Here is a 19807-nt window from a genome sequence, read left to right as displayed (position 1 = left end):
CTACCCCCGCCCCGGGGACGGGGCCCAGCCCCGGGGGAGCTCCGGCCCGTAACCGATTGGCGCGGCCTCGCGCGGGCGCCGTACGATCGCCACAGGCGTCTGAGCCGTCATCAGCGGCGAGCCTCGGGAAGAACAGGCGCGGCGACCCGGCCGCGGCCCCAGTAGAACCCGACGGGTACGGCCCGACACAGCCGCAACGAAGCGGGGATCCCCGGATCCCAAGCGAGGTGGTACCGCGGTCGCCCGATCGTCCTCGTGGATGGAAGCCACGAGTCGAGAGTCGAGCGAATCCCATGACGTACCCCAAGGTCAGCCACACCGACGCCACCACCGTCGCCAGCAGCCCACGCTTCCCGGCGATCGAGGAGGCGGTGCTCGCCTACTGGGAGTCCGACGACACCTTCCGGGCGAGCGTCGAGCAGCGCGAGGCCGGCGAGGACGGCGGCAACGAGTTCGTCTTCTACGACGGCCCGCCCTTCGCCAACGGCCTGCCGCACTACGGCCACCTGCTGACCGGATACGTCAAGGACCTCATCCCGCGCTACCAGACGATGCGCGGGCGCAAGGTCGAGCGCCGCTTCGGCTGGGACACCCACGGGCTGCCGGCCGAGCTCGAGGCGATGCGCCTCAACGGCATCAAGACGACCGACGAGATCGTCGAGCTCGGCATCGAGAAGTTCAACGAGGCCTGCCGCCAGTCGGTGCTGAAGTACACCGGCGAGTGGCGCGACTACGTCACCCGCCAGGCTCGCTGGGTCGACTTCGACAACGACTACCGCACCATGAACCCGGAGTTCATGGAGTCGGTCATCTGGGCCTTCAAGCAGCTGCACGAGAAGGGTCTGGTCTACGAGGGCTTCCGTGTGCTGCCCTACTGCTGGCAGGACGAGACGCCGCTGTCCAACCACGAGCTGCGCATGGACGACGACGTCTACCAGGTGCGGCAGGACCCGGCGGTCACCGTCGGCTTCCGGATGACCTCGGAGGGCGACGACGACGAGCTCGCCGGCACGCTGGTGCTCGTCTGGACCACGACTCCGTGGACCCTGCCGTCCAACCTCGCCGTGATGGTGGGCGAGGACATCGAGTACGTCGTCGTGGAGTCCGACGTGCCCACCGGCAAGCCCGAGCGCTACCTGCTCGCCGACGCCCGCGTGGCGTCGTACAAGCGCGAGCTCTACCCCGACGCCGACGAGCCCACGATCGTCTCCCGCCACAAGGGCGTCGACCTGGTCGGGCGCACCTACGCGCCCGCCTTCGACTACTACGCCGGCCACGACCGGGCCTTCCGCCTCGTCCCCGCCGAGTTCGTCACGACCACGGACGGTACCGGGCTGGTGCACACCGCCGGCGCCTTCGGTGAGGACGACAAGGTCGTCACCGACCGCGAGGGCATCGAGGCCGTCATGCCGGTCGGCAAGGACGGGCGCTTCACGTTCCCGGTCGCCGACTACGAGGGCATGCAGGTCTTCGACGCCAACCTCCAGATCATCGACCACCTCAAGGCCGCCACCAAGGGCGAGGCGGCCGGCTCCGTCACGCCCGGCACCGTGCTCGTGCGGCGCGAGACCTACGACCACTCCTACCCGCACTGCTGGCGCTGCCGGCAGCCGCTCATCTACAAGGGCGTCTCCTCGTGGTTCGTCGAGGTGACCAAGGTCAAGGAGCGCCTGATGGCGCTCAACCAGGAGATCCGCTGGGTCCCCGAGCACATCAAGGACGGCCAGTTCGGCAAGTGGCTGGAGAACGCCCGCGACTGGTCGATCACCCGCAACCGCTTCTGGGGCAGCCCGGTGCCGGTGTGGAAGTCCGACGACGAGCACCACCCCCGCGTCGACGTCTACGGCTCCTTCGAGGAGATCGAGCGCGACTTCGGCCGGCTGCCGCGCGACAAGGACGGCAACCCCGACCTGCACCGGCCCTTCGTCGACGAGCTGACCCGACCCAACCCCGACGACCCGACCGGCAAGTCCACCATGCGCCGCGTCACCGACGTCCTCGACGTGTGGTTCGACTCGGGCTCGATGAGCTTCGCCCAGGTGCACTACCCGTTCGAGAACAAGGACTGGTTCGAGCACCACTTCCCCGGTGACTTCATCGTGGAGTACATCGGCCAGACCCGCGGCTGGTTCTACACGATGCACGTCCTGGCCGGCGCGATCTTCGACCGGCCGTCGTTCTCCACGTGCCTGAGCCACGGCATCGTGCTCGGCAACGACGGCCAGAAGATGTCGAAGTCCCTGCGCAACTACCCCGACGTCCGCGAGGTCTTCGACCGCGACGGCGCCGACGCGATGCGCTGGTTCCTCATGTCGAGCCCGATCCTGCGCGGCGGCAACCTCGTCGTGACCGAGCAGGGCATCCGCGACTCGGTGCGGCAGGTGCTCATCCCGCTGTGGAACAGCTGGTCGTTCTTCAGCCTGTACGCCAACGCGGCGGGCGACGGCGCTGGACACGACGCCGTCTGGCGGACCGACAGCAGCCACCCGATGGACCGCTACATCCTGGCCAAGCTGCGTGACTACGTCGCCGCGATGACCGACCAGCTCGACAACTACGAGGTCGCCGCGGCGTGCGACTCGACGCGCAGCTTCCTCGACGTGCTGACCAACTGGTACATCCGTCGCTCGCGCGAGCGCTTCTGGGACGAGGACGCCGACGCGTTCGACACCCTCTACACGGTGCTCGAGGTGGTCTGCCGGCTCACCGCCCCGCTCATGCCCCTGACGACCGAGGAGGTGTGGCGCGGCCTCACCGGCGAGCGCTCGGTGCACCTGACCGACTGGCCGGACGCCGGTTCCCTGCCGCTCGACGAGGACCTCGTGGCGTCCATGGACACCGTCCGCGACGTCTGCTCGGCCGGCTCGGCGCTGCGCAAGGCGGCCAACCTCCGCAACCGCCTGCCGCTCTCGGGGCTCACGGTGGTCGCCGAGGGCGACCTCGCCGACTTCACCTCGCTCATCGCCGACGAGCTCAACCTGAAGGCCGTGACCGTGCTCGCGCCCGACGCGCCGGAAGCGACGTCGTACGGCGTCTCGCAGCGGCTCACGGTCAACGCCCGCGCCGCCGGTCCGCGACTGGGCAAGGACGTCCAGCTCGCCATCAAGGGCTCGAAGTCGGGCGACTGGTCGGTCGCCGAGGACGGGACGGTCACGGCGGGCGGGCTCGCGCTCGTCGAGGGGGAGTACACCCTCGAGACCGTCGCCGGGACCTCCGACGACGACACCGCGATCGGCATGCTGCCGCGCGGCGGGTTCGTCGTGCTCGACACCGCGGTGACGCCCGAGCTCGAGGCCGAGGGCACCGCCCGCGACCTGGTGCGCGCGGTGCAGCAGGCCCGCAAGGACGCCGGGCTGCAGGTGAGCGACCGGATCGCGCTGACGCTGTCCGCACCGGCCGCGACGCTCGACGCCGCGCGGACCCACGAGGCGCTGATCGCCGAGGAGACCCTCGCGACCTCGGTGACGTACGCCGAGGGCGCCGACGTCTCCGTCGACGTGGCGAAGGCCTGAGCCGACGCCTCAGCGCACGACCCGGAGGCGGAGCTTCTCCTTCGGGCTCGTGCCGACCTTGTTCCTGGCGGTGACGACGACCTTCCAGCGACCCGGTGCCAGCACCTTGCCGGCGCCGAGCCGGGCGCGGATCGCGACGACGTTGCGACCCGCGTCCAGCCGCCTCACCAGCCGGACCGGCCTGCTGCCGGCCTTCCGGAAGGTGAAGGTCACCCTGGCGTCGGTGTTCAGCGTCATGGTCGCCTTGGCCTTCTCGGCCACGCGCGCGTCCGAACCGACGGCGCGGATCCGATGGCGGTCGAGGGTGGCCCGGGTGATGGAGGGCGCGACCCGGGTGGTCGGCCTGCAGGCGAACGTGCCCGTGTAGGTGCAGGCGGTCGCGTTGCCGACGCTGTCGGTGAGCACCACGCGGACCGAGCCCGAGCGGTTGCCGGCCCAGGACACCGAGGCGCCGGTGGCAGTGGTGCCGTCAGGGAAGGTCCAGCGGGCGGAGGCGACCCGCGACCACACGTCATGGGCCTTCACCGAGTAGGCGCGAGCCCGCCCGGACGTGCGGGAGGTCGCGCCGGTGATCTCGGTGACGACCGGACCGGCTGCGTCGAGGCCGCGGGCCTGGACGATCCAGCTCCTCCCGTCGTTGCGCGACCACGCAGCGGTCGCGTTGCCGGCGGGGTCGATCGCGACCTGCGGGTGCCAGGCGTCGCCGCCGGCGGACAGGTCGGTGGGCTCGGACCACTCGCCACCGGCAGGACGCCGAGCGGCCTCGACGACACGACCGTCGTCGTCGGCGCGGGACCAGAGCGCGGTGGCGGTGCCGGAGGCGTCGACGCCGACCTGCGGGTCCCACGAGTCGCGCGCGGGCGTCGAGAGGGCGACCGGCGTGCTCCAGGCGCTCCCGGCCGCGCGGGTCGCGCTCGTGACGATCCAGCCCGAGGTGTCGTGCTGCTGCCAGACCGCGGTGGCGGTGCCCTGGCGGTCGACCGCGAGCGCCGGGGTGTCGAAGACCTCCCCGCGGGCCAGGTCGAGCGGAGCGGTCCACACGCCGCCGAGCGGACGGGACGCGGTCTGGACGCCGTAGGCGGTGCCCGCGAAGCTGCCCCAGATCGCCGTGGCGGTGCCGGCCGGGTCGACCACGACCCGTGGGTTCGCGCGCGGCCCGGCCGATCCGGAAAGCTCGACCGGAGCTGTCCAGGACCCTCCGACGGGTCGGCTGGCGGCCTGGACGGACGACCCGGAGACCCAGGTCGCGGTGGTGTTGCCGGCGGGGTCGACGGCGACGTCCGTCGTCCGCGCGGACGCGCCCGCGGTGGAGAGGTCGGCCGGGGCGGACCAGCTGCCCGCGGCCGTCCGCGTGGCTGACTGCACGACGTACGTGGTGGACTCACGGTGCGACCAGGTGGCGGTGACGGTGCCGGACGCGTCGACCGCGACCTGCGGGAAGTCGGGCAGCTGGGACGGGTCGACGACCGTGTCCACGGAGAGGTCGACCGGGGCGCTCCACGCTCCACCCGCCGGCCGCGAGACGGCCTGTACGACGCTGCGGTCCGCCTCCACGCGTCGCCACACGGCAGTCGCGTTGCCCGCCGCGTCGACGGCGAGCTGCGGGACGTGGAGCATCCGGCCGGCGGCGAGGTCCACCGGCGCGCTCCAGGTGCCGCCGACGGGCCGGGTCGACGCCTGCGCCACGACCTGGGTGCCGTTGTAGCGCGACCAGACCACGGTCGCGTTGCCCGCGGCGTCCACGGCGACCGCCGGCGTCTGTGCAGACCCGCCGGGCGACGAGAGGTCGGCGAAGAGGTTGGTCACCGGCCGCCACGTGGGTGCGGCGCCGGCAGGGGGCGCGACGAGGGCAGCGCCCACCAGCCCCGTCGCGAGCAAGAAGATGACGTGCCTGACGAGTCGCGTCATGTGGTTCCCCCGTGTCCTGGGCGCCGGGCCGTACCGGCGCAGTGGTGACCCTATGACGCGCGCGGAGCCCTACTGGTTGTATTGACGACATGAAGCTCGATCTCTCCGCCGACGGCGTCACCCTCACCGAGCAGCTCGTCGACATCTTCTCGGTCAGCCACCACGAGCAGGAGATCGCCGACGCGGTCGAGGCCGCCCTGGGCGGGCTGTCGCACCTCACGGTCACCCGACGCGGTCACACCGTGGTCGCCCGCACCGACTTGGGACGCGGCGAGCGGGTCGTGATCGCCGGCCACCTCGACACGGTGCCGCTCAACGACAACCTGCCCGCCCGTCGTGAGGACGGCGTCCTGCACGGCCTCGGCACGTGCGACATGAAGGGCGGCGACGCGGTGATGCTCAAGCTCGCCGCAGACCTGGCCGAGCCCAACCGCGACCTCACCTTCATCTTCTACGAGGCCGAGGAGGTCGACTCGGTCCACAACGGGCTGCGCAAGCTCACCGAGAGCGACCCCGACCTGCTCGAAGGAGACTTCGCGATCCTGATGGAGCCGAGCAACGCCGCGATCGAGGCCGGCTGCCAGGGCACGCTGCGCGTCGACGTACGCACCACCGGCGAGCGCTCGCACTCGGCCCGCAGCTGGATGGGCGTCAACGCGATCCACCGCGCCGCCCCGATCCTGGCCCGCCTCAACGACTACGAGGCCCGCCAGCCGGAGATCGACGGGCTGACCTACCACGAGGGGCTCAACGCCACCGGGATCCGCGGGGGCGTCGCCGGCAACGTGGTCCCCGACGAGTGCGTCGTGGAGGTCAACTTCCGCTTCGCCCCCGACCGCAGCGAGGCCGACGCCGAGGCGTTCGTCCGCGACTTCTTCGAGGGCTACGACGTCACCGTGACCGACATGGCCGCAGGCGCGCTGCCGGGTCTCGACCGCCCGGCCGCCAAGGCGTTCGTGGACGCCGTGGGCGGTGAGGCCAAGCCGAAGTTCGGCTGGACCGACGTCGCGCAGTTCACCAGGCTCGGTGTCCCGGCCGTGAACTTCGGCCCGGGGGACCCGATGTTCGCGCACAAGCAGGACGAGCACGTGCCGACCGAGCACATCGAGCGGTGCGAGCGCATCCTCAAGGACTGGCTGAGGGGAGACCTGGCGTGACGAACAACCGCGCGACCGACCGCATGAGGGGTCCGGTCATCGAGCGCCGTGGGCAGATCCACGACGGCAGCACGACCGACCAGCGCTTGCTCGACTCGAGGGGCTCCACTGACTGGTTGCACACCGATCCGTGGCGCGTGCTCCGGATCCAGGCTGAGTTCGTCGAGGGCTTCGGCGCGCTCGCCGAGCTCGGGCCGGCCATCGCCGTCTTCGGGTCGGCCCGCACGTCGGCCGACCACCCGCACTACGCGGTCGCGGAGGAGGCCGGGCGCAAGCTGGCCGAGGCGGGCTTCGCCGTGATCACCGGCGGCGGCCCGGGCGCCATGGAGGCCGCCAACAAGGGCGCCTGCCAGATCGGCGGCGTCAGCGTCGGGCTCGGCATCGAGCTGCCCTTCGAGTCGGGGCTCAACCAGTGGGTCGACAAGGGCATCAACTTCCGCTACTTCTTCGCCCGCAAGACCATGTTCGTCAAGTACTCCCAGGGCTTCGTGGTCCTCCCCGGCGGCCTGGGCACCCTCGACGAGCTCTTCGAGGCGCTCACCCTCGTGCAGACCCGCAAGGTCACGTCGTTCCCGATCGTGCTCATCGGCACGGACTACTGGAAGGGCATGTTCGACTGGCTGCGCGAGACGGTGCTGTCCGAGGGCAAGATCAACCCGGCCGACCTCGACATGATGGTGCTGACCGACGACGTCGACGAGGCGGTGAGCCTGATGGTCGCGGCCCGCGAGAACCGCTGGCCCACACCCTCTCCCGAGCGGCCCGAGTGAGCCGTCGATGATGTGGCTCTTCGCCGTCCTGATCGTCCTCGCCATGGCAGGCGTCGCGATGGTGGCCTCCGGGCGCGGCGGCTCGATGGCTCCGGCGTACGACGACCGTCCCGACCTCGCCCTGCCCGAGGGCCGGCCCCTTGCGGCTGAGGACCTGCGCACCGTGCGGTTCCCCCTGGCGCTGCGCGGCTACCGGATGTCCGACGTCGACGCCGTGCTGGCGCGGCTCGCCGCCGAGCTGGAGGACCGCGACGACTCGTCTGGCGGCGCCGGTCCCGCCTAGGGCAGACTCCTCCGACATGTCGTTCCCGATCGTCGTGTGGATCCTCACGGCCCTGGCCGCCGTGGCGATCGTGCTGACCCGTCTGCGCCTCCACGGCGAGGGCGCGGCCGGCCGCTTCTCCATCAGCCCCCGGGTCCCGGTCGTCCACTTCGTGGCCGGGATCGTCGCGCTCGTCCTGTGGCTCGGCGTCCTCGTCGCGCCGGAGGACTCCCTGGTCGGAGGACCTCTGGTCGGCATCCTGGCGATCGCGTCGTGGTGGGTGACGGCCATCTGCGGCGTGCTCATCCTCGCCCGCTGGCTGCCGGCGAAGGGCCGGCACGTGCCCGAGGCGGCGGGTGACGGCTGGAGCGACGGCCCGGGCCTGTCCCTCCTGGCCCACCTCGGCATGGTGGTGGGCGTCCTCGTCTTCACCTACGCCTACCTCACCGCCGCTGTCTGATGGGCCGCCTTCTCGGCACGTCGCTCGGCACGTCGCTCGTGACCGTCGCGCTGATGGCGTCCGGCCTCCTGGCGACGGCGCCGGCCCACTCCGTCGAGGCGGGCGCGGGCGATCGCCCCGCCGTGGTCGAGGCCCGCACCATCGGGCACTCCGTGAAGGGCCGCCCGATCCGAGCCTGGCGGCTGGGGGAGCCGGGCAAGCGGCGGATGGTGCTGATCTCCACGATGCACGGCAACGAGCCGCACACCCGCAGGATCCTGGAGACCCTCCGCGACGGCCGACCCGTGCGGGGGATCGACCTGTGGGTGGTCCCGACCTACAACCCCGACGGCCTGGCCCGGGGCTCGCGCCGCAACGCCCGCGGCGTCGACCTCAACCGCAACTTCCCCTACCGGTGGACCGACCTCGACGGCAGCCACGAGTCCGGTCCGCGACCGGCCAGCGAGCCCGAGACCCGCGCGGTGATGGCGTTCCTCGAGGAGATCGACCCGAAGCGGGTGATCAGCTTCCACCAGCCGCTCCACGGCGTGGACACCGACACCAAGGACCCGCGGTTCGCCCGTCGCCTGGCCCGCGCACTGCGCCTGCCGCGTACGTCGCTCGACTGCGGCGGCCGGTGCCACGGCACCATGACGATGTGGTTCAACCACCGGTTCCGCGGCTCCGCGCTCACCGTCGAGTACGGCAGCCGTCCGCCGCGGCACCGGATGGTCGTGCAGGCACCCCGCCAGGTGCTCGACGTGCTCGGCGCGCACCGCACCGCCCGGTGACGCGCTCCTAGCGACCCTGGAAGACCGGCTTCTCCTTGGCCACGAAGGCGTCCACCGCGGCGAGGTGGTCCTCGGTGCCGCCCGTGAGCGCCATCTTCTCGGCCTCGAAGGCGAGCGAGTCGTCCAGCGCGTGGGCCGCCGAGTGCGCGACCGCCTGCCGGATGGACCCGAACGCGACGGTCGGCCCGGCAGCGAGCCGGGCGGCGAGCTCGCCGACGGCGTTCGCGAAGTCGCCCGCCGTGACGACCTGCGTGGCCAGCCCGAGCTCGAGGGCCTCCTGGGCGGAGACGGTGCGAGGGAAGTAGAGCAGTTCCATCGCCTTGGCCGTCCCGACCAGGCGCGGCAGCGTCCAGCTCGAGCCGGTGTCGCACGACAGCGCGACCCCGGCGAAGGAGGTGTTGTAGCCGGCCGAGTCGACGAGGATGCGGAAGTCGGCCGCGAAGGCCAGGCTCGCCCCGGCCCCGGCGGCGACGCCGTTGACGGCGGCGATCACGGGCTTCGGCATGGTCGCGAGCGCCAGCACGATCGGGTTGTAGTGCTTCTCGACGGTGTCCGACAGCGGCACCTCCGTGTCGCCCTTCAACCCGGCCAGGTGCTCCTTGAGGTCCTGGCCCACGCAGAAGGCCCGGCCGCTGCCGGTGAGCACCACGCACCGCACCGTCGGGTCGGCGGCCACCTGCTGCACCGTCTCCAGCAGCAGGTCCTTGGTCGCGACGTCGAGACCGTTCATCGCCTCGGGCCGGTTGAGGGTGATCGTGGCCACCGAGTCGACGACGTCGAGAAGCACGGGGGCGGACTGCGCGGGGGGCGATGAGCTCGTCATGGGGGCAGTCTGCCCGACGCCCGCGGGGTGTCCGCGCGCCCTGTGGTGCCGATCACGTGGGTCATGAGGGATAATGAATCCTGTACGACGCCTATCGGGGCGGCAAGGCACGAGTCAGCCGCCTCGATTCGCATGTGAAGAGCCACCATCCACTCGAAGATGGCTGAACAGGAAGAGGTGCGCCGATGGCCGCCATGAAGCCCCGCACGGGCGACGGACCGCTCGAGGTCACCAAGGAAGGACGCGGCATCGTCATGCGCGTCCCGCTCGAGGGTGGTGGACGGCTGGTGGTCGAGCTGAACGCCGACGAGGCGACAGCTCTCGGTGACGCCCTCAAGGGTGTCGTCGGCTGATCGTGGCCACGACTGCGCAACTCCCTCCTCAGGTCTCACCGCCCGAGTTCGCCCTCAGCCCCGCGCTGCCGCACCAGATCGGCGGGGGCGAGGTGTGGGCCTTCCCGGTCCTCCCGGACCCGGACGGGGTGCTGCTCGGCCCCGGCGCCGACGAGGCGTCCGAGGTCCTCGGTGTCGACCTCCTGGCGGCCCTCGAGGCCGCCCGGGCCAGCGGGCGCGCGGGTGAGGTCACCGCGATCCCGGTGGCGCCGCTCGCCCCCTCCGACGACGTGGGCGAGGTGGGCCTCGTGCTCCTCGTCGGTGTCGGCGAGGGGTCGGTCGTGGACTTCCGCCGCGCCGGCGCCGCGGTGGCCCGCGCGACGAAGGACCGCGCCAGCGTGGTCACCTCGCTCGCGGCGATCGCCCCTGACGATGGCCTGGGCGCTCTCGTGGTCGGCGCGATGCTGGGCTCCTTCACCTTCCACTGGCGCTCCAACGGCCCGCAGGAGCGCCCGGTGGCGCGCATCGTGCTCGCCGGCGTGAGCGACGACGGCGCGGACGAGGAGCTCGCCCGGGCCATCGCGCTCGGCGGCGCCGGCTGGCGCTCGCGCACCCTGGCCACCGTCCCGGCCAACCTCAAGACCCCGGCGTGGCTGGCCGAGCAGGCCGTCGAGCTCGGTGGGGCCGCCGGCCTCGAGGTGACGATCTGGGACGAGGAGCGGCTCGCTGCCGAGGGCTTCGGCGGCATCCTCGCCGTGGGCGGCGGCTCCGCCAACCCGCCCCGGATGATCCGCATGGACTACATCCCTCGCGGGGCCACCAAGCGGATGCCCACCGTCGTGCTCGTCGGCAAGGGCATCACCTTCGACAGCGGCGGGCTCGACATCAAGCCCAGCGAGAGCATGCTCACCATGAAGCGCGACATGAGCGGCGGTGGCGCGGTGATCGCCGCGATGGCCGCGCTGCGCGACGTCGACTGCCCGGTCCGGGTGATCGGGCTGGTGCCGGCCGCGGAGAACGCCATCAGCGGTTCCGCGATGCGTCCCGGCGACGTGATCACGCACTTCGGGGGTCGCACCTCCGAGGTCAACAACACCGACGCCGAGGGTCGCCTCGTGCTGGCCGACGCGATGGCGTACGCCGTCTCCGAGCTCGCCCCGACCGTCCTGGTCGACATCGCCACCCTGACCGGTGCGATGAAGGTGGCACTGGGCCAGTGGACCGGCGGCTACTTCGCCAACCACGAGGTCCTGGCCGCGCACGTGGAGTCGGCCGCCGAGGCCTCCGGTGAGAACATCTGGCGGATGCCGCTGGTCGCGGACTACGAGGACCAGGTGACCTCCAAGATCGCCGACGGCGACAACGCCGCCGGTGGGGCGGGTGCGATCACGGCGGCGCTGTTCCTGCAGTACTTCGCCGGCGACGTGCCGTGGGCGCACCTCGACTTCGCCTCCGCCGCCGAGTCGCCGGCCGACCGGCACGAGTGGACGGCCGGGCCCAGCGGCTACGGGCCGCGCCTGCTGCTCGCCTGGCTCGGGTCCGACGACCCGCTGGAAGGGATCGCCTGATGCTCGGACTCACCGTCCGCTGGTCGCTCGCCGACGCACCCGAGGGTGTGGAGGAGCAGCTCGCCACCTACGTCGCGGAGTCCTCGCACGCCCGGTTCACCGGCATGGCCGGTCTCCGCTTCAAGACCTGGCGGATGCGCCGGGGGGAGTGGTTCGAGGGCTGCTACGTCTTCGCCACCGACGAGGCGCGCGAGGAGTTCCAGCGCACCTTCGCCGCGGGTGCCGCCGAGTCCCCGGGCTCGCAGATCATCGGGTCGGCGCCGGTCCTGATCGAGGAGTGCGACGTCGTGGCGGTCGCCGAGGGCTGGGACGGCTTCGTCGCCGCCCCTCGGACCTAGGCCTCCGGGGCCCACTCCTTCTTGGCGGCGAGCAGCCCGTCGCCCACGGGCAGCAGGACGGGCACGAGCGCCTCGTGCTCGGCGATCGTGCGACCCAGGTCGCGGATGGTCACCGTCTCCTCGTCGCGCTGCGCGGGGTCGGCGACGCGGTCGTGCCACAGGGCGTTGTCGAACGCCACGACCCCGCCGGGGCGCAGCAGCCGCAGCGCCTCCTTGAGGTAGGCGGCGTACTCGCGCTTGTCGCCGTCGCAGAACACCAGGTCGTAGTGCCCGTCGGTGAGGCGGGGGAGCACGTCGAGCCCGGCGCCGGCGATGGTGCGGGCGCGGTTGCCCGGGATGCCGGCCTCGGTGAAGGTCTCCTTGGCCAGGCGCTGGTGCTCGGCCTCGATGTCGACGGTCGTGAGCACGCCGTCGGAGCGCATGCCGCGCAGGAGCCACAGGCCCGAGACGCCGGTGCCCGTGCCGATCTCCACGACCGCGCGGGCGTCGAGGACGGAGGCGAGGAACCGCAGTGCGGCCCCGACGCCGGGGCCGACCGGCGCCACACCCACCTCCTCGGCACGGCTGCGGGCGGCGGCGAGGATGTCGTCCTCGGCCACGAACGTCTCGGCGTAGGACCAACTCGCGGGCTTGATCGGCGTGGGGTGGTGGGGCACGGGCTGACACTATCGCGGCGCCGGCTCGCGCACGTGTCCGGGAACACACGCGGCCCCTCGCTCGTTGGACGCTGTACGCCGCCGTGCCGGGCACGCCCCGGGCAGCGGGAAGTTCTTGGTCGGAGCGCACGAGGTTCACAGGGAACTCTCAGGCGGACTGCCTAGCGTCAGGAAGGACAGCAGACCGGTGCAGCTTCGGTCGAGGAAGACGACGAGCCAGGGGGCTCCCGTGGGCGAGCAGGTCGACACACCTCTGGTGACGGACGGGATCCCGACGTGGGACCAGGTCGTGGAGCAGCACTCCGACCGGGTGTTCCGCCTGGCCTATCGGCTCACGGGCAACCGTCCCGACGCGGAGGACCTGACGCAGGAGGTCTTCGTGCGCGTCTTCCGCTCGCTCGACACCTACACGCCCGGAACCTTCGAGGGCTGGCTGCACCGCATCACCACCAACCTGTTCCTCGACGGCGCCCGCCGCAAGCAGCGGATCCGCTTCGACACGCTCTCCGACGAGCGCGCCGCCAGGCTCACCAGCCCGGCGCCCGCCGCGGAGCTCGCCGTGTCCGAGCAGACCTTCGACGACGACATCGAGACCGCCCTGGCCACGCTGCCGCCCGACTTCCGTGCCGCCGTCGTGCTGTGTGACGTCGAGGGCCTCAGCTACGAGGAGGTCGCGGAGATCATGGACGCCAAGCTCGGCACCGTCCGCTCGCGCATCCACCGTGGCCGCAGCATGCTCCGCAAGGCCCTCGCACACCGCGAGCCGGCTGCCGGTCGTGAGCGCTACCGAGGGGCGGTGTCCTGATGACGCACCTCGGGTCCCGGGTCAGCGCCCTCGTCGACGGCCGCCTCGCGCCTGAGGAGGAGGAGCGCTGCTGGGCGCACGTCCACGCGTGCCACACCTGCCGCGACCTCGTCGAGCACGAGGGCTGGGTGAAGACGCAGCTGGCGCAGCTCTCCTTCGGGCCCTCGGAGCCCTCCCGCGACTTCAAGTCGTCCCTCGTCGGCCGCTGCTCCGCACTCGACCCCCGCGCGGCCTCCGCGCTCAGCGCCCCGCCGTTCCGGACCGCCGGGCACCGTCCCCGTCGCGGCCTGGTCGCCATCGGCGGCGGCGCCGCGAGCGCCTGCGTCGTCGGGGTGCTCGCGCTCGGGGTCGCCGGCGCCCCCCGGCTCGACCCGCGCCCGCCGGCCACCGACCTGAGCCGACCGGTCGTCCCCGCGACCCCGGTCACGAACGTCGACGACCGCACCGCCCGTGGGCCGGTCTCACCCTCCCGGACGCCCCTGGCCGAGCGCCTCGTGGCGATCCGGGAGAAGATTGCTCCGTGAGCGACGAGCACCAGCCCGAGGAGCCGACCTCCGACGAGCCGACGCAGCCCCTCGCCGGCTGGCGCGCGCCCGCGCCGCAGCCCCAGCCGCAGCCCCAGCCCCAACCCCAGGGCCAGGCCTACGGGCAGGAGCCCGGCATGCTCGCCGGCCCGCCGCCCGCCACGGTCCCGTTCGGTCCTCCCGGACCGCCGCGCCCCGATGTGGCGTACTTCGGTCCCGGTCCCGGTCCCGGCCCCTACCCGCCAGGCTACGGCCAGCCGGCCGACCCCGCTCGCGCCCGCAGGCTCCCGCTGTGGATGTGGCCCGCAGTGGCGGCCGTCGCCCTCGTCGTGGGCGTCCTCGGCGGACTGGCCGGGGGAGCGTTGCAGGACGAGCTGTCCTCCCAGCGCGGCACGATCGACAACGGCCTCGACGGGGTCCGGACCCAGACCGCCGCACCCCTCGACGCCGACAACGGATCGGTGCCGGCCGTCGCCCAGGCCCTGCTGCCGAGCACGGTGCAGATCGTCGCCGGGGCAGAGGGCCAGGGCGGTCGCGCGACCGGATCGGGCTTCGTGCTCGACCGGGAGGGGCACGTGGTGACCAACAACCACGTCGTCGCCTCCGCGGTCGAGAACGACGGCCCGCTCGTCGTCATCGACCACGAGGGTGAGCGGCACGAGGCCACCGTGGTGGGCCGGAGCTCGGTGTACGACCTCGCCGTGCTCGACGTCGACGGTGCCGAGTCCCTCGAGCCCGCGGCGCTCGGTGCCTCGCAGGTGCTCCACGTCGGCGACCCGGTGATCGCGTTCGGCGCGCCGCTGGGCCTGAGCCAGACCGTCACCTCCGGCATCGTGAGCGCCCTCAACCGCCCCGTCACCACCTCGGGCGAGTCCGACGACGACTCCTCCTACATCAACGCCGTGCAGACCGACGCCGCGATCAACCCCGGCAACTCCGGCGGGCCGCTCGTCAACCTCGCCGGCGAGGTGGTCGGGGTGAACTCGGCGATCGCCACCAACGGCGGTGTCGCCGGCGAAGCAGGCAACATCGGTGTCGGGTTCGCCATCCCGATCGAGCAGGTCCGCACGACGGTCGACCAGATCCTGCGCACGGGCGAGGCGGAGTATCCCGTCATCGGCGCCCAGGTGCGCACGGGCGGGGAGCCCGACTCCGAGGGCGCGACCATCACGGAGGTCATGCCCGACACCCCCGCCGAGCGGGCCGGGCTGAAGAAGGACGACGTGATCACGGCGGTGGGCGACCAGCCCGTCAGCGACGGCATCGCCCTCATCGTGGCGATCCGCACGCACCTGCCGGGCGAGACCGTGACGATGTCGGTGCTCCGCGGCGGTGAGGAGCAGACCGTGGAGGTCGAGCTCGACGGCAAGGTCGGATAGACCAACCCACGGTCAGTCGACGTCGGTCGAGGCCGCCTCGGCCTCGACGAACGGGTGCTCGTCGACGAAGGTCCGGGTCTGCGCGTACATCCGCTGGATGAACTCCTCGAGCTGCACCCGCTCGACGCGCCACTGCCCCCGCCCGCCGATCTTGATCGCCGGCAGCTCGCCGCGCCGGACCAGGGCATAGACCTGCGCCCCGGAGGTGTTCAGCACCTCGGCCACGTCGGCGAGCGTCAGGAAGCGGGGGTCCTCGGCCATGGGGTCATCGTGCCACCGAGTCGGTGAGGCACGACGTCGCCCGGCCGCTCCTGTGGAGAGACAGGTGTGAAGTGCGGCCCGGGCGGCAATGATGACCGCGTGTCTCGGAAACCGTCGCGTCCCACGCGCCCTGTCGACGTCCCTGCCGCGAGTCGTACGACGTCCCCGGGATGGCGCGACCCGCGCCTCTGGATCGGGGTCGCACTGGTCACCGGCTCCGTCGTGGCCGGGGCCCGCATCCTGGCCGGCGCCGACGACATGACGGCGGTCTGGTCGGCCTCGTCCGACCTGGTGGCCGGGCAGACGCTCACCGCCGACGACCTCGCCGTGACGCGGGTGCGCTTCGACGACGACGCCGACCAGGAGCGCTACCTCCCGGTCGACGACGAGCTGCCCGCGGCGCTCACCCTCACCCGCCCGCTGGCCACCGGGGAGCTGGTGCCCGCGGGCGCCCTCGGCGAGCAGCCCGACGACGACACCGTGGCGGTCTCCATCGCCGTGGCGGCCGAGCACGTGCCGACCGACCTCGTCCGCGGCTCGCGCGTCGACGTGTGGGTCATCGGTGAGGACCGGCGCTCGCGCGCGGCCGCCGAGCTGGTGCTCGGTGACGTGCTCATCCTCGACGCGCCCCTCGTCTCGGACTCGTTCGCCTCCGCGACGAGCCGCCAGCTCGTCCTGGCAGTGCCCCACGACGACGAGGAGTCGCTCGGACAGGTCCTCGCGGCCAGCGCCGACAACCGCGTGCGCGTCGTCGGCCGGGGCTGACGGCCGTGATCTGCGTGCTGCTCCTCGCAGCAGGGGAGGCGTGGGAGTCCCCGGCCCTGGCGGACCTGGAGGCCCACCCCGGGGTGGTGGTGCTCAAGCGCTGTGTCGACGTCGACGACCTCCTCGCGTCGGTCACCAGCGGGCAGTCCGACGTGGCCGTGGTCTCGCTCGACGCACCGGGCCTCGACCCGGCCAGCACCGCCCACCTCCGCCGCCACGCCGTGCGACCCGTCGCGGTGACGACCTCCCGCTCCGACGACCTCGACGTGCGCGAGCACGCGCAGCGGCTGGGCATCACGGCGGTGGTCGGAGCCGGTGAGCTGGCCTCCCTGGCGTCGGTGGTCGTCTCGGTCGAGGACGCGGCCGACACCCATGCGCGCGACGGCGCTGCGGTCGAGGTGCTCCCCGACGTCGTGCCGGCCGAGGACGGCGCGGACGGTGGTCGCGTCGTCGTGGTCTGGGGGCCGGGCGGCGCCCCGGGGCGTACGACGGTCGCGACCAACCTCGCCTGGGAGGTCGCGAGCCGCCGCACCGACGTCGTCCTGGCCGACCTCGACCCCTACGGCGGCGCCGTGGCCCAGCAGCTGGGCGTGCTCGACGAGGTCTCCGGACTGCTCTCGGCCTCGCGGCTCGCGGGGGCGGGCCAGCTCGACGACCGGTTCGCGTCGGTGTGCCGGGGGATCGGCGAGCACCTCGCCGTGGTGACCGGGCTGCCGCGGGCCGACCGCTGGCGTGAGGTGCGTGCCGCGCAGGTCGACCAGCTGCTCGAGCGGGCGCGCGCCTCGGCCCAGGTCGTCGTCGACACCGGGTTCTGCCTCGAGGAGGACGTGGGCTCGGACTTCGGCGGACGTCCCGGGCGCAACGCGCTCACCCTGGCCGCGCTCGAGCAGGCCGACGAGGTCGTGGTCGTCGGCGCGGCCGACCCGGTGGGCCTCACGCGCCTGGCGCGGGGGCTGGTGGACCTGCGCGAGCGTGCCGGCGGGATCCCGGTCCGGGTCGTGGTCAACCGCATGCGCAGCTCCATCGGCTGGTCGGAGAAGGAGATCGCCGGGATGGTCGAGGGGTTCAGCCGGGTCGCGGGCCTCCACTTCCTCCCGGAGGACCGTGCGGCCGTCGACAAGGCGCTCGTCTCGGGGCGCCCGTTGGCCGAGGTGGGCGACTCGCCCCTTGTGCAGGGCATCGCCGCGCTGGCCGACGCGCTGTTCCCCGTGAGCGTGCCGTCGGTCCCTGCGGGGCGGCGTCGGCGGGGACGTCGTCCACGCTGACAATCTGACGATCGTCAAGATTTGCCTTAGATTGGGTACTGCTTCGAAGGAATTCTTGGGGCATTCGAAGGAGAAGCCAGTGCTCAATCCGCATCGGGCGACCGGGATCGCCGTAGTCGCGCTCACCCTGACCGTCACCGCCACCGCGGCCTCCGCCGCGAAGATCTCGCCCGGCACCACGGGGAACGACGTGATCGTCGGCAACGCCAAGCCCAACCGGATCATGTCCCTCGGCGGACGTGACCGAATCACGGGCAGGGGCGGCGACGACACCGTCTACGCCGGCAAGGGCAACGACCGGGTCACCGGTGACGCCGGCAACGACTGGATCACCGCCCAGCCCGGGAGCGACTGGGTCGCGGGCGGCCTCGGCAACGACAAGATCGACGGCGGCCAGGGCGACGACGAGCTCTACGGCAGCGACGGCGACGACCTCCTCTCCGCCAGCATCGGCAACGACGTCGTCTTCGGCGAGGCGGGCAACGACGTGCTCAACGGCGGCCCCGGCACCGACCGCATCTACAGCGGCGACGGCGCGGACAAGAGCATCGGCGGCGACGCCGACGACTGGATCGACGCCGGCCCCGGCGACGACGGCGCCATCCAGGGCGGGCCGGGCAACGACGTCCTGATCGACGGCGACGGCGACGACGTGAAGCTCAAGGGCGACGAGGGCGACGACGTCGTCTTCCTGGGCCCGGGTGCCGACAAGGTCTTCACCGAGCAGGGCAACGACGTCATCTACGTGCTCCCGGACGGGTTCGAGGACAAGATCCACTGCGACGACCCGACCCAGAGCGACGCCGGCAGCGCCGACCAGGTGCTGTTCGTCGGTCGCCGCGACCCGCAAGACGTCGTCGACTACCGCGGCTCCTGCGAGATCGTCAAGGTGGTGCAGGACCTGCCCGCAGGGTGGCCCTACGGCCCGGTCACGCAGCGAACAGCAGGTACAGACCTCCCACGGTGAAGCCCACCATGGCGAAGAGCAGCGGCAGCTGACCGGTCAGCTGGTGCCGCGGCGGCAGCAGCTTGACCGCCCGGTCGTGCGCGGCCACGACGCCGACGACGTGGCCGAGCGTCACGGCCAGGACCTTGGTCACGGCCAGGAACGTCGGGTGCGCGGAGAGCCAGTAGTTCACCTGCAGGTCGCCCGTGCCGAGGTAGTTGTCGCCCCGGCTGAACGGGTCGCTCAGCTGGATCAGCGTCGTCTGCCCGTACTCCACGAAGTAGGTCAGGTAGTGGGCCACGATGTAGCCCACGATGATCGGCACCACCGAGTGGGCGAACAGGTCGGGCAGCGCTCGCCGCGGCGTGTCACCGCTGACGCCGGTGGCCATCGTGGCGACGGTGAGGACCAGCGCCACGCCGGCCGAGAACGCGACCAGCGCGACGGTGTCCGGCGCGACGCGTGAGGTCTCGAGCGACTGGACGAGCGTGAGCCAGGGCGTCGACTCGCGGAAGGAGTCGAACGCGGTGCTGCCGAACAGCACCCCGACCACGGCGACGAGCCCGGGCCGCGGCACCAGCGTGTCGAGGTTGGCCAGCGGGCTGCGCAGCACCAGCGCCCCGTCGCGGCGACCCCAGATCGAGAGCTTGGCGACCAGTGACGAGTAGACCTCGAAGGGGTCGGCGCGCTCGAGGAACGTCGTACCCCACACGGCGGAGCCGATCAGCATGATGCCGAGGTAGGCGGCGCACCACAGCCGCACGGGGCCGAGGTCGGTGGAGCCGGGGTAGACGAGCTCGAGCCAGACGAAGGAGAAGAGCCCGAGCGCGGCGGGCCAGTAGCCGAGCCGGGCCGGGTAGGGGTGCAGCCCTTCGCCCTCGGGCACGCCCGACACCTTGGCGAACAGCATGCTCACCGTGCGGGCCGGGCTGATCGCCCTGAAGACCGGGCCGAGCAGCAGCGAGGCCGGCACGATCCCGACCCACAGCAGGACGTAGAAGGTCCCCAGGAACGGGTTGACCAGGGTGTCCTTGCCGAGGACGGCGGCGGCCGCGACGTAGAGGAAGAACGCCATGCCCAGCACGCGGGCGGTGACGGCCAGCGCGCGGGAGGACACGAGGCGGTCGAGCCAGGCGGGGGCCGGACGCCCGCTGGTCGCGGGGTCGTAGCGCGGCTCACGCCACGCCACGGCCAGGACCGTGAAGGAGATGACCAGCGCCGCGACCGCGCCGGCGATGGCCAGCTCGGAGGGGATCGGCAGGTCCTTGGCGCCGCCGAGCCCGTGCGCCGAGATCGAGGCCATGGG

At 72.4% G+C, this 19807-nt stretch carries 20 protein-coding genes; 15 read left to right on the top strand and 5 right to left on the bottom strand.

Going from position 1 to position 19807, the window contains the following annotated elements; genetic code table 11:
* Positions 1 to 293 precede the first annotated feature (293 nt).
* Complete coding sequence (gene ileS, locus ACS3YM_RS12765; RefSeq protein WP_439936804.1) at positions 294 to 3512, top strand: isoleucine--tRNA ligase; 3219 nt, start codon at positions 294 to 296, stop codon at positions 3510 to 3512.
* Positions 3513 to 3521: 9 nt separating this feature from the next.
* On the opposite strand, the gene ACS3YM_RS12760 is transcribed toward ileS, so the two are convergent.
* On the bottom strand, positions 3522 to 5420 hold the full coding sequence (locus ACS3YM_RS12760) for a hypothetical protein (protein WP_439936803.1): 1899 nt from the start codon (positions 5418 to 5420) through the stop codon (positions 3522 to 3524).
* A gap of 89 nt (positions 5421 to 5509) precedes the next feature.
* On the opposite strand from ACS3YM_RS12760, the gene dapE reads away from it, so the two are divergent.
* From dapE to ACS3YM_RS12735, 5 genes are read left to right on the top strand one after another with little or no spacing between them, the layout of a single operon-like run.
* Positions 5510 to 6577 carry a succinyl-diaminopimelate desuccinylase gene (gene dapE / locus ACS3YM_RS12755; RefSeq protein WP_439936802.1) on the top strand — a complete coding sequence of 356 codons (1068 nt, stop codon included), beginning with the start codon at positions 5510 to 5512 and terminating at the stop codon, positions 6575 to 6577.
* Positions 6578 to 6600: 23 nt separating this feature from the next.
* Complete coding sequence (locus ACS3YM_RS12750; RefSeq protein WP_439939887.1) at positions 6601 to 7347, top strand: TIGR00730 family Rossman fold protein; 747 nt, start codon at positions 6601 to 6603, stop codon at positions 7345 to 7347.
* 7 nt (positions 7348 to 7354) lie between these two features.
* Entirely contained in the window at positions 7355 to 7630 is a 276-nt protein-coding gene (locus ACS3YM_RS12745) for a DivIVA domain-containing protein (protein WP_439936801.1), read from the top strand.
* A 16-nt stretch (positions 7631 to 7646) separates the two neighbouring features.
* On the top strand, positions 7647 to 8069 hold the full coding sequence (locus tag ACS3YM_RS12740) for a hypothetical protein (RefSeq protein WP_439936800.1): 423 nt from the start codon (positions 7647 to 7649) through the stop codon (positions 8067 to 8069).
* Entirely contained in the window at positions 8069 to 8839 is a 771-nt protein-coding gene (locus tag ACS3YM_RS12735; protein ID WP_439936799.1) for a M14 family zinc carboxypeptidase, read from the top strand. Before ACS3YM_RS12740 ends, ACS3YM_RS12735 begins: the two co-directional genes overlap by 1 nt.
* Before the next feature lie 7 nt (positions 8840 to 8846).
* Here the strand turns inward: ACS3YM_RS12735 and ACS3YM_RS12730 are convergent, their stop codons facing one another.
* Positions 8847 to 9662 (bottom strand): enoyl-CoA hydratase/isomerase family protein, encoded by an 816-nt coding sequence (locus ACS3YM_RS12730; RefSeq protein ID WP_439936798.1) that lies wholly within the window; start codon positions 9660 to 9662, stop codon positions 8847 to 8849.
* Between the two features lie 185 nt (positions 9663 to 9847).
* Here ACS3YM_RS12730 and ACS3YM_RS12725 point away from each other — a divergent pair, with 185 nt between their 5' ends.
* The 3 genes from ACS3YM_RS12725 to ACS3YM_RS12715 are packed head-to-tail and all read left to right on the top strand — an operon-like array spanning position 9848 to position 11900.
* Complete coding sequence (locus tag ACS3YM_RS12725) at positions 9848 to 10015, top strand: DUF3117 domain-containing protein (RefSeq protein ID WP_082602897.1); 168 nt, start codon at positions 9848 to 9850, stop codon at positions 10013 to 10015.
* 2 nt (positions 10016 to 10017) lie between these two features.
* Positions 10018 to 11562, top strand: a complete 1545-nt coding sequence (locus ACS3YM_RS12720; protein ID WP_439936797.1) for a leucyl aminopeptidase family protein — start codon at positions 10018 to 10020, stop codon at positions 11560 to 11562.
* A complete protein-coding gene (locus ACS3YM_RS12715) occupies positions 11562 to 11900 on the top strand; it encodes a hypothetical protein (protein ID WP_439936796.1) in 339 nt (112 codons plus the stop codon). The genes ACS3YM_RS12720 and ACS3YM_RS12715 overlap by 1 nt, the downstream gene beginning before the upstream one ends.
* Here the strand turns inward: ACS3YM_RS12715 and ACS3YM_RS12710 are convergent.
* Complete coding sequence (locus tag ACS3YM_RS12710) at positions 11897 to 12556, bottom strand: O-methyltransferase (RefSeq protein WP_439936795.1); 660 nt, start codon at positions 12554 to 12556, stop codon at positions 11897 to 11899. The two genes, ACS3YM_RS12715 and ACS3YM_RS12710, sit on opposite strands and share 4 nt — an antisense overlap.
* A 229-nt stretch (positions 12557 to 12785) precedes the next feature.
* Here ACS3YM_RS12710 and sigE point away from each other — a divergent pair, with 229 nt between their 5' ends.
* Genes sigE through ACS3YM_RS12695 form a run of 3 tightly spaced genes read left to right on the top strand, consistent with a single transcriptional unit; the run spans position 12786 to position 15264 of the window.
* A complete protein-coding gene (gene sigE / locus ACS3YM_RS12705) occupies positions 12786 to 13361 on the top strand; it encodes an RNA polymerase sigma factor SigE (protein ID WP_439936794.1) in 576 nt (191 codons plus the stop codon).
* Positions 13361 to 13885 (top strand): anti-sigma factor family protein, encoded by a 525-nt coding sequence (locus tag ACS3YM_RS12700; protein ID WP_439936793.1) that lies wholly within the window; start codon positions 13361 to 13363, stop codon positions 13883 to 13885. The genes sigE and ACS3YM_RS12700 overlap by 1 nt, the downstream gene beginning before the upstream one ends.
* Positions 13882 to 15264, top strand: a complete 1383-nt coding sequence (locus ACS3YM_RS12695) for a S1C family serine protease (protein WP_439936792.1) — start codon at positions 13882 to 13884, stop codon at positions 15262 to 15264. Before ACS3YM_RS12700 ends, ACS3YM_RS12695 begins: the two co-directional genes overlap by 4 nt.
* A gap of 12 nt (positions 15265 to 15276) precedes the next feature.
* Here the strand turns inward: ACS3YM_RS12695 and ACS3YM_RS12690 are convergent, their stop codons facing one another.
* Positions 15277 to 15525, bottom strand: a complete 249-nt coding sequence (locus ACS3YM_RS12690; protein WP_439936791.1) for a helix-turn-helix domain-containing protein — start codon at positions 15523 to 15525, stop codon at positions 15277 to 15279.
* Positions 15526 to 15624: 99 nt separating this feature from the next.
* Here ACS3YM_RS12690 and ACS3YM_RS12685 point away from each other — a divergent pair, with 99 nt between their 5' ends.
* The 3 genes from ACS3YM_RS12685 (at position 15625) to ACS3YM_RS12675 (ending at position 18522) form a co-directional block, all read left to right on the top strand.
* On the top strand, positions 15625 to 16290 hold the full coding sequence (locus tag ACS3YM_RS12685; protein WP_439936790.1) for a hypothetical protein: 666 nt from the start codon (positions 15625 to 15627) through the stop codon (positions 16288 to 16290).
* A gap of 5 nt (positions 16291 to 16295) precedes the next feature.
* Entirely contained in the window at positions 16296 to 17555 is a 1260-nt protein-coding gene (locus tag ACS3YM_RS12680) for an AAA family ATPase (RefSeq protein ID WP_439936789.1), read from the top strand.
* Positions 17556 to 17634: 79 nt separating this feature from the next.
* Positions 17635 to 18522: a calcium-binding protein gene (locus tag ACS3YM_RS12675; RefSeq protein WP_439936788.1), complete on the top strand. Its 888-nt coding sequence runs from the start codon at positions 17635 to 17637 to the stop codon at positions 18520 to 18522.
* On the opposite strand, the gene ACS3YM_RS12670 is transcribed toward ACS3YM_RS12675, so the two are convergent.
* Positions 18485 to 19804: a hypothetical protein gene (locus ACS3YM_RS12670; protein ID WP_439936787.1), complete on the bottom strand. Its 1320-nt coding sequence runs from the start codon at positions 19802 to 19804 to the stop codon at positions 18485 to 18487. The genes ACS3YM_RS12675 and ACS3YM_RS12670 overlap by 38 nt on opposite strands.
* Positions 19805 to 19807: the final 3 nt, after the last annotated feature.

Source organism: Nocardioides sp. N13(2025) (genome assembly GCF_051912545.1).
Taxonomy (GTDB): domain Bacteria; phylum Actinomycetota; class Actinomycetes; order Propionibacteriales; family Nocardioidaceae; genus Nocardioides.
This window is presented reverse-complemented; position numbering and strand designations above follow the sequence as displayed.

Excerpts from the sequence above, each read along its gene's own strand:
- ACS3YM_RS12730 (WP_439936798.1), bottom strand. The coding sequence starts at position 9,662 with ATGACGAGCTCATCGCCCCCCGCGCAGTCCGCCCCCGTGCTTCTCGAC.
- ACS3YM_RS12715 (WP_439936796.1), top strand. The coding sequence starts at position 11,562 with ATGCTCGGACTCACCGTCCGCTGGTCGCTCGCCGACGCACCCGAGGGT.
- ACS3YM_RS12750 (WP_439939887.1), top strand. The coding sequence starts at position 6,601 with ATGAGGGGTCCGGTCATCGAGCGCCGTGGGCAGATCCACGACGGCAGC.
- ACS3YM_RS12735 (WP_439936799.1), top strand. The coding sequence starts at position 8,069 with ATGGGCCGCCTTCTCGGCACGTCGCTCGGCACGTCGCTCGTGACCGTC.
- ACS3YM_RS12760 (WP_439936803.1), bottom strand. The coding sequence starts at position 5,420 with ATGACGCGACTCGTCAGGCACGTCATCTTCTTGCTCGCGACGGGGCTG.
- ACS3YM_RS12700 (WP_439936793.1), top strand. The coding sequence starts at position 13,361 with ATGACGCACCTCGGGTCCCGGGTCAGCGCCCTCGTCGACGGCCGCCTC.
- dapE (WP_439936802.1), top strand. The coding sequence starts at position 5,510 with ATGAAGCTCGATCTCTCCGCCGACGGCGTCACCCTCACCGAGCAGCTC.
- ACS3YM_RS12725 (WP_082602897.1), top strand. The coding sequence starts at position 9,848 with ATGGCCGCCATGAAGCCCCGCACGGGCGACGGACCGCTCGAGGTCACC.
- ACS3YM_RS12740 (WP_439936800.1), top strand. The coding sequence starts at position 7,647 with ATGTCGTTCCCGATCGTCGTGTGGATCCTCACGGCCCTGGCCGCCGTG.
- ACS3YM_RS12690 (WP_439936791.1), bottom strand. The coding sequence starts at position 15,525 with ATGGCCGAGGACCCCCGCTTCCTGACGCTCGCCGACGTGGCCGAGGTG.
- ileS (WP_439936804.1), top strand. The coding sequence starts at position 294 with ATGACGTACCCCAAGGTCAGCCACACCGACGCCACCACCGTCGCCAGC.
- ACS3YM_RS12745 (WP_439936801.1), top strand. The coding sequence starts at position 7,355 with ATGATGTGGCTCTTCGCCGTCCTGATCGTCCTCGCCATGGCAGGCGTC.
- ACS3YM_RS12670 (WP_439936787.1), bottom strand. The coding sequence starts at position 19,804 with ATGGCCTCGATCTCGGCGCACGGGCTCGGCGGCGCCAAGGACCTGCCG.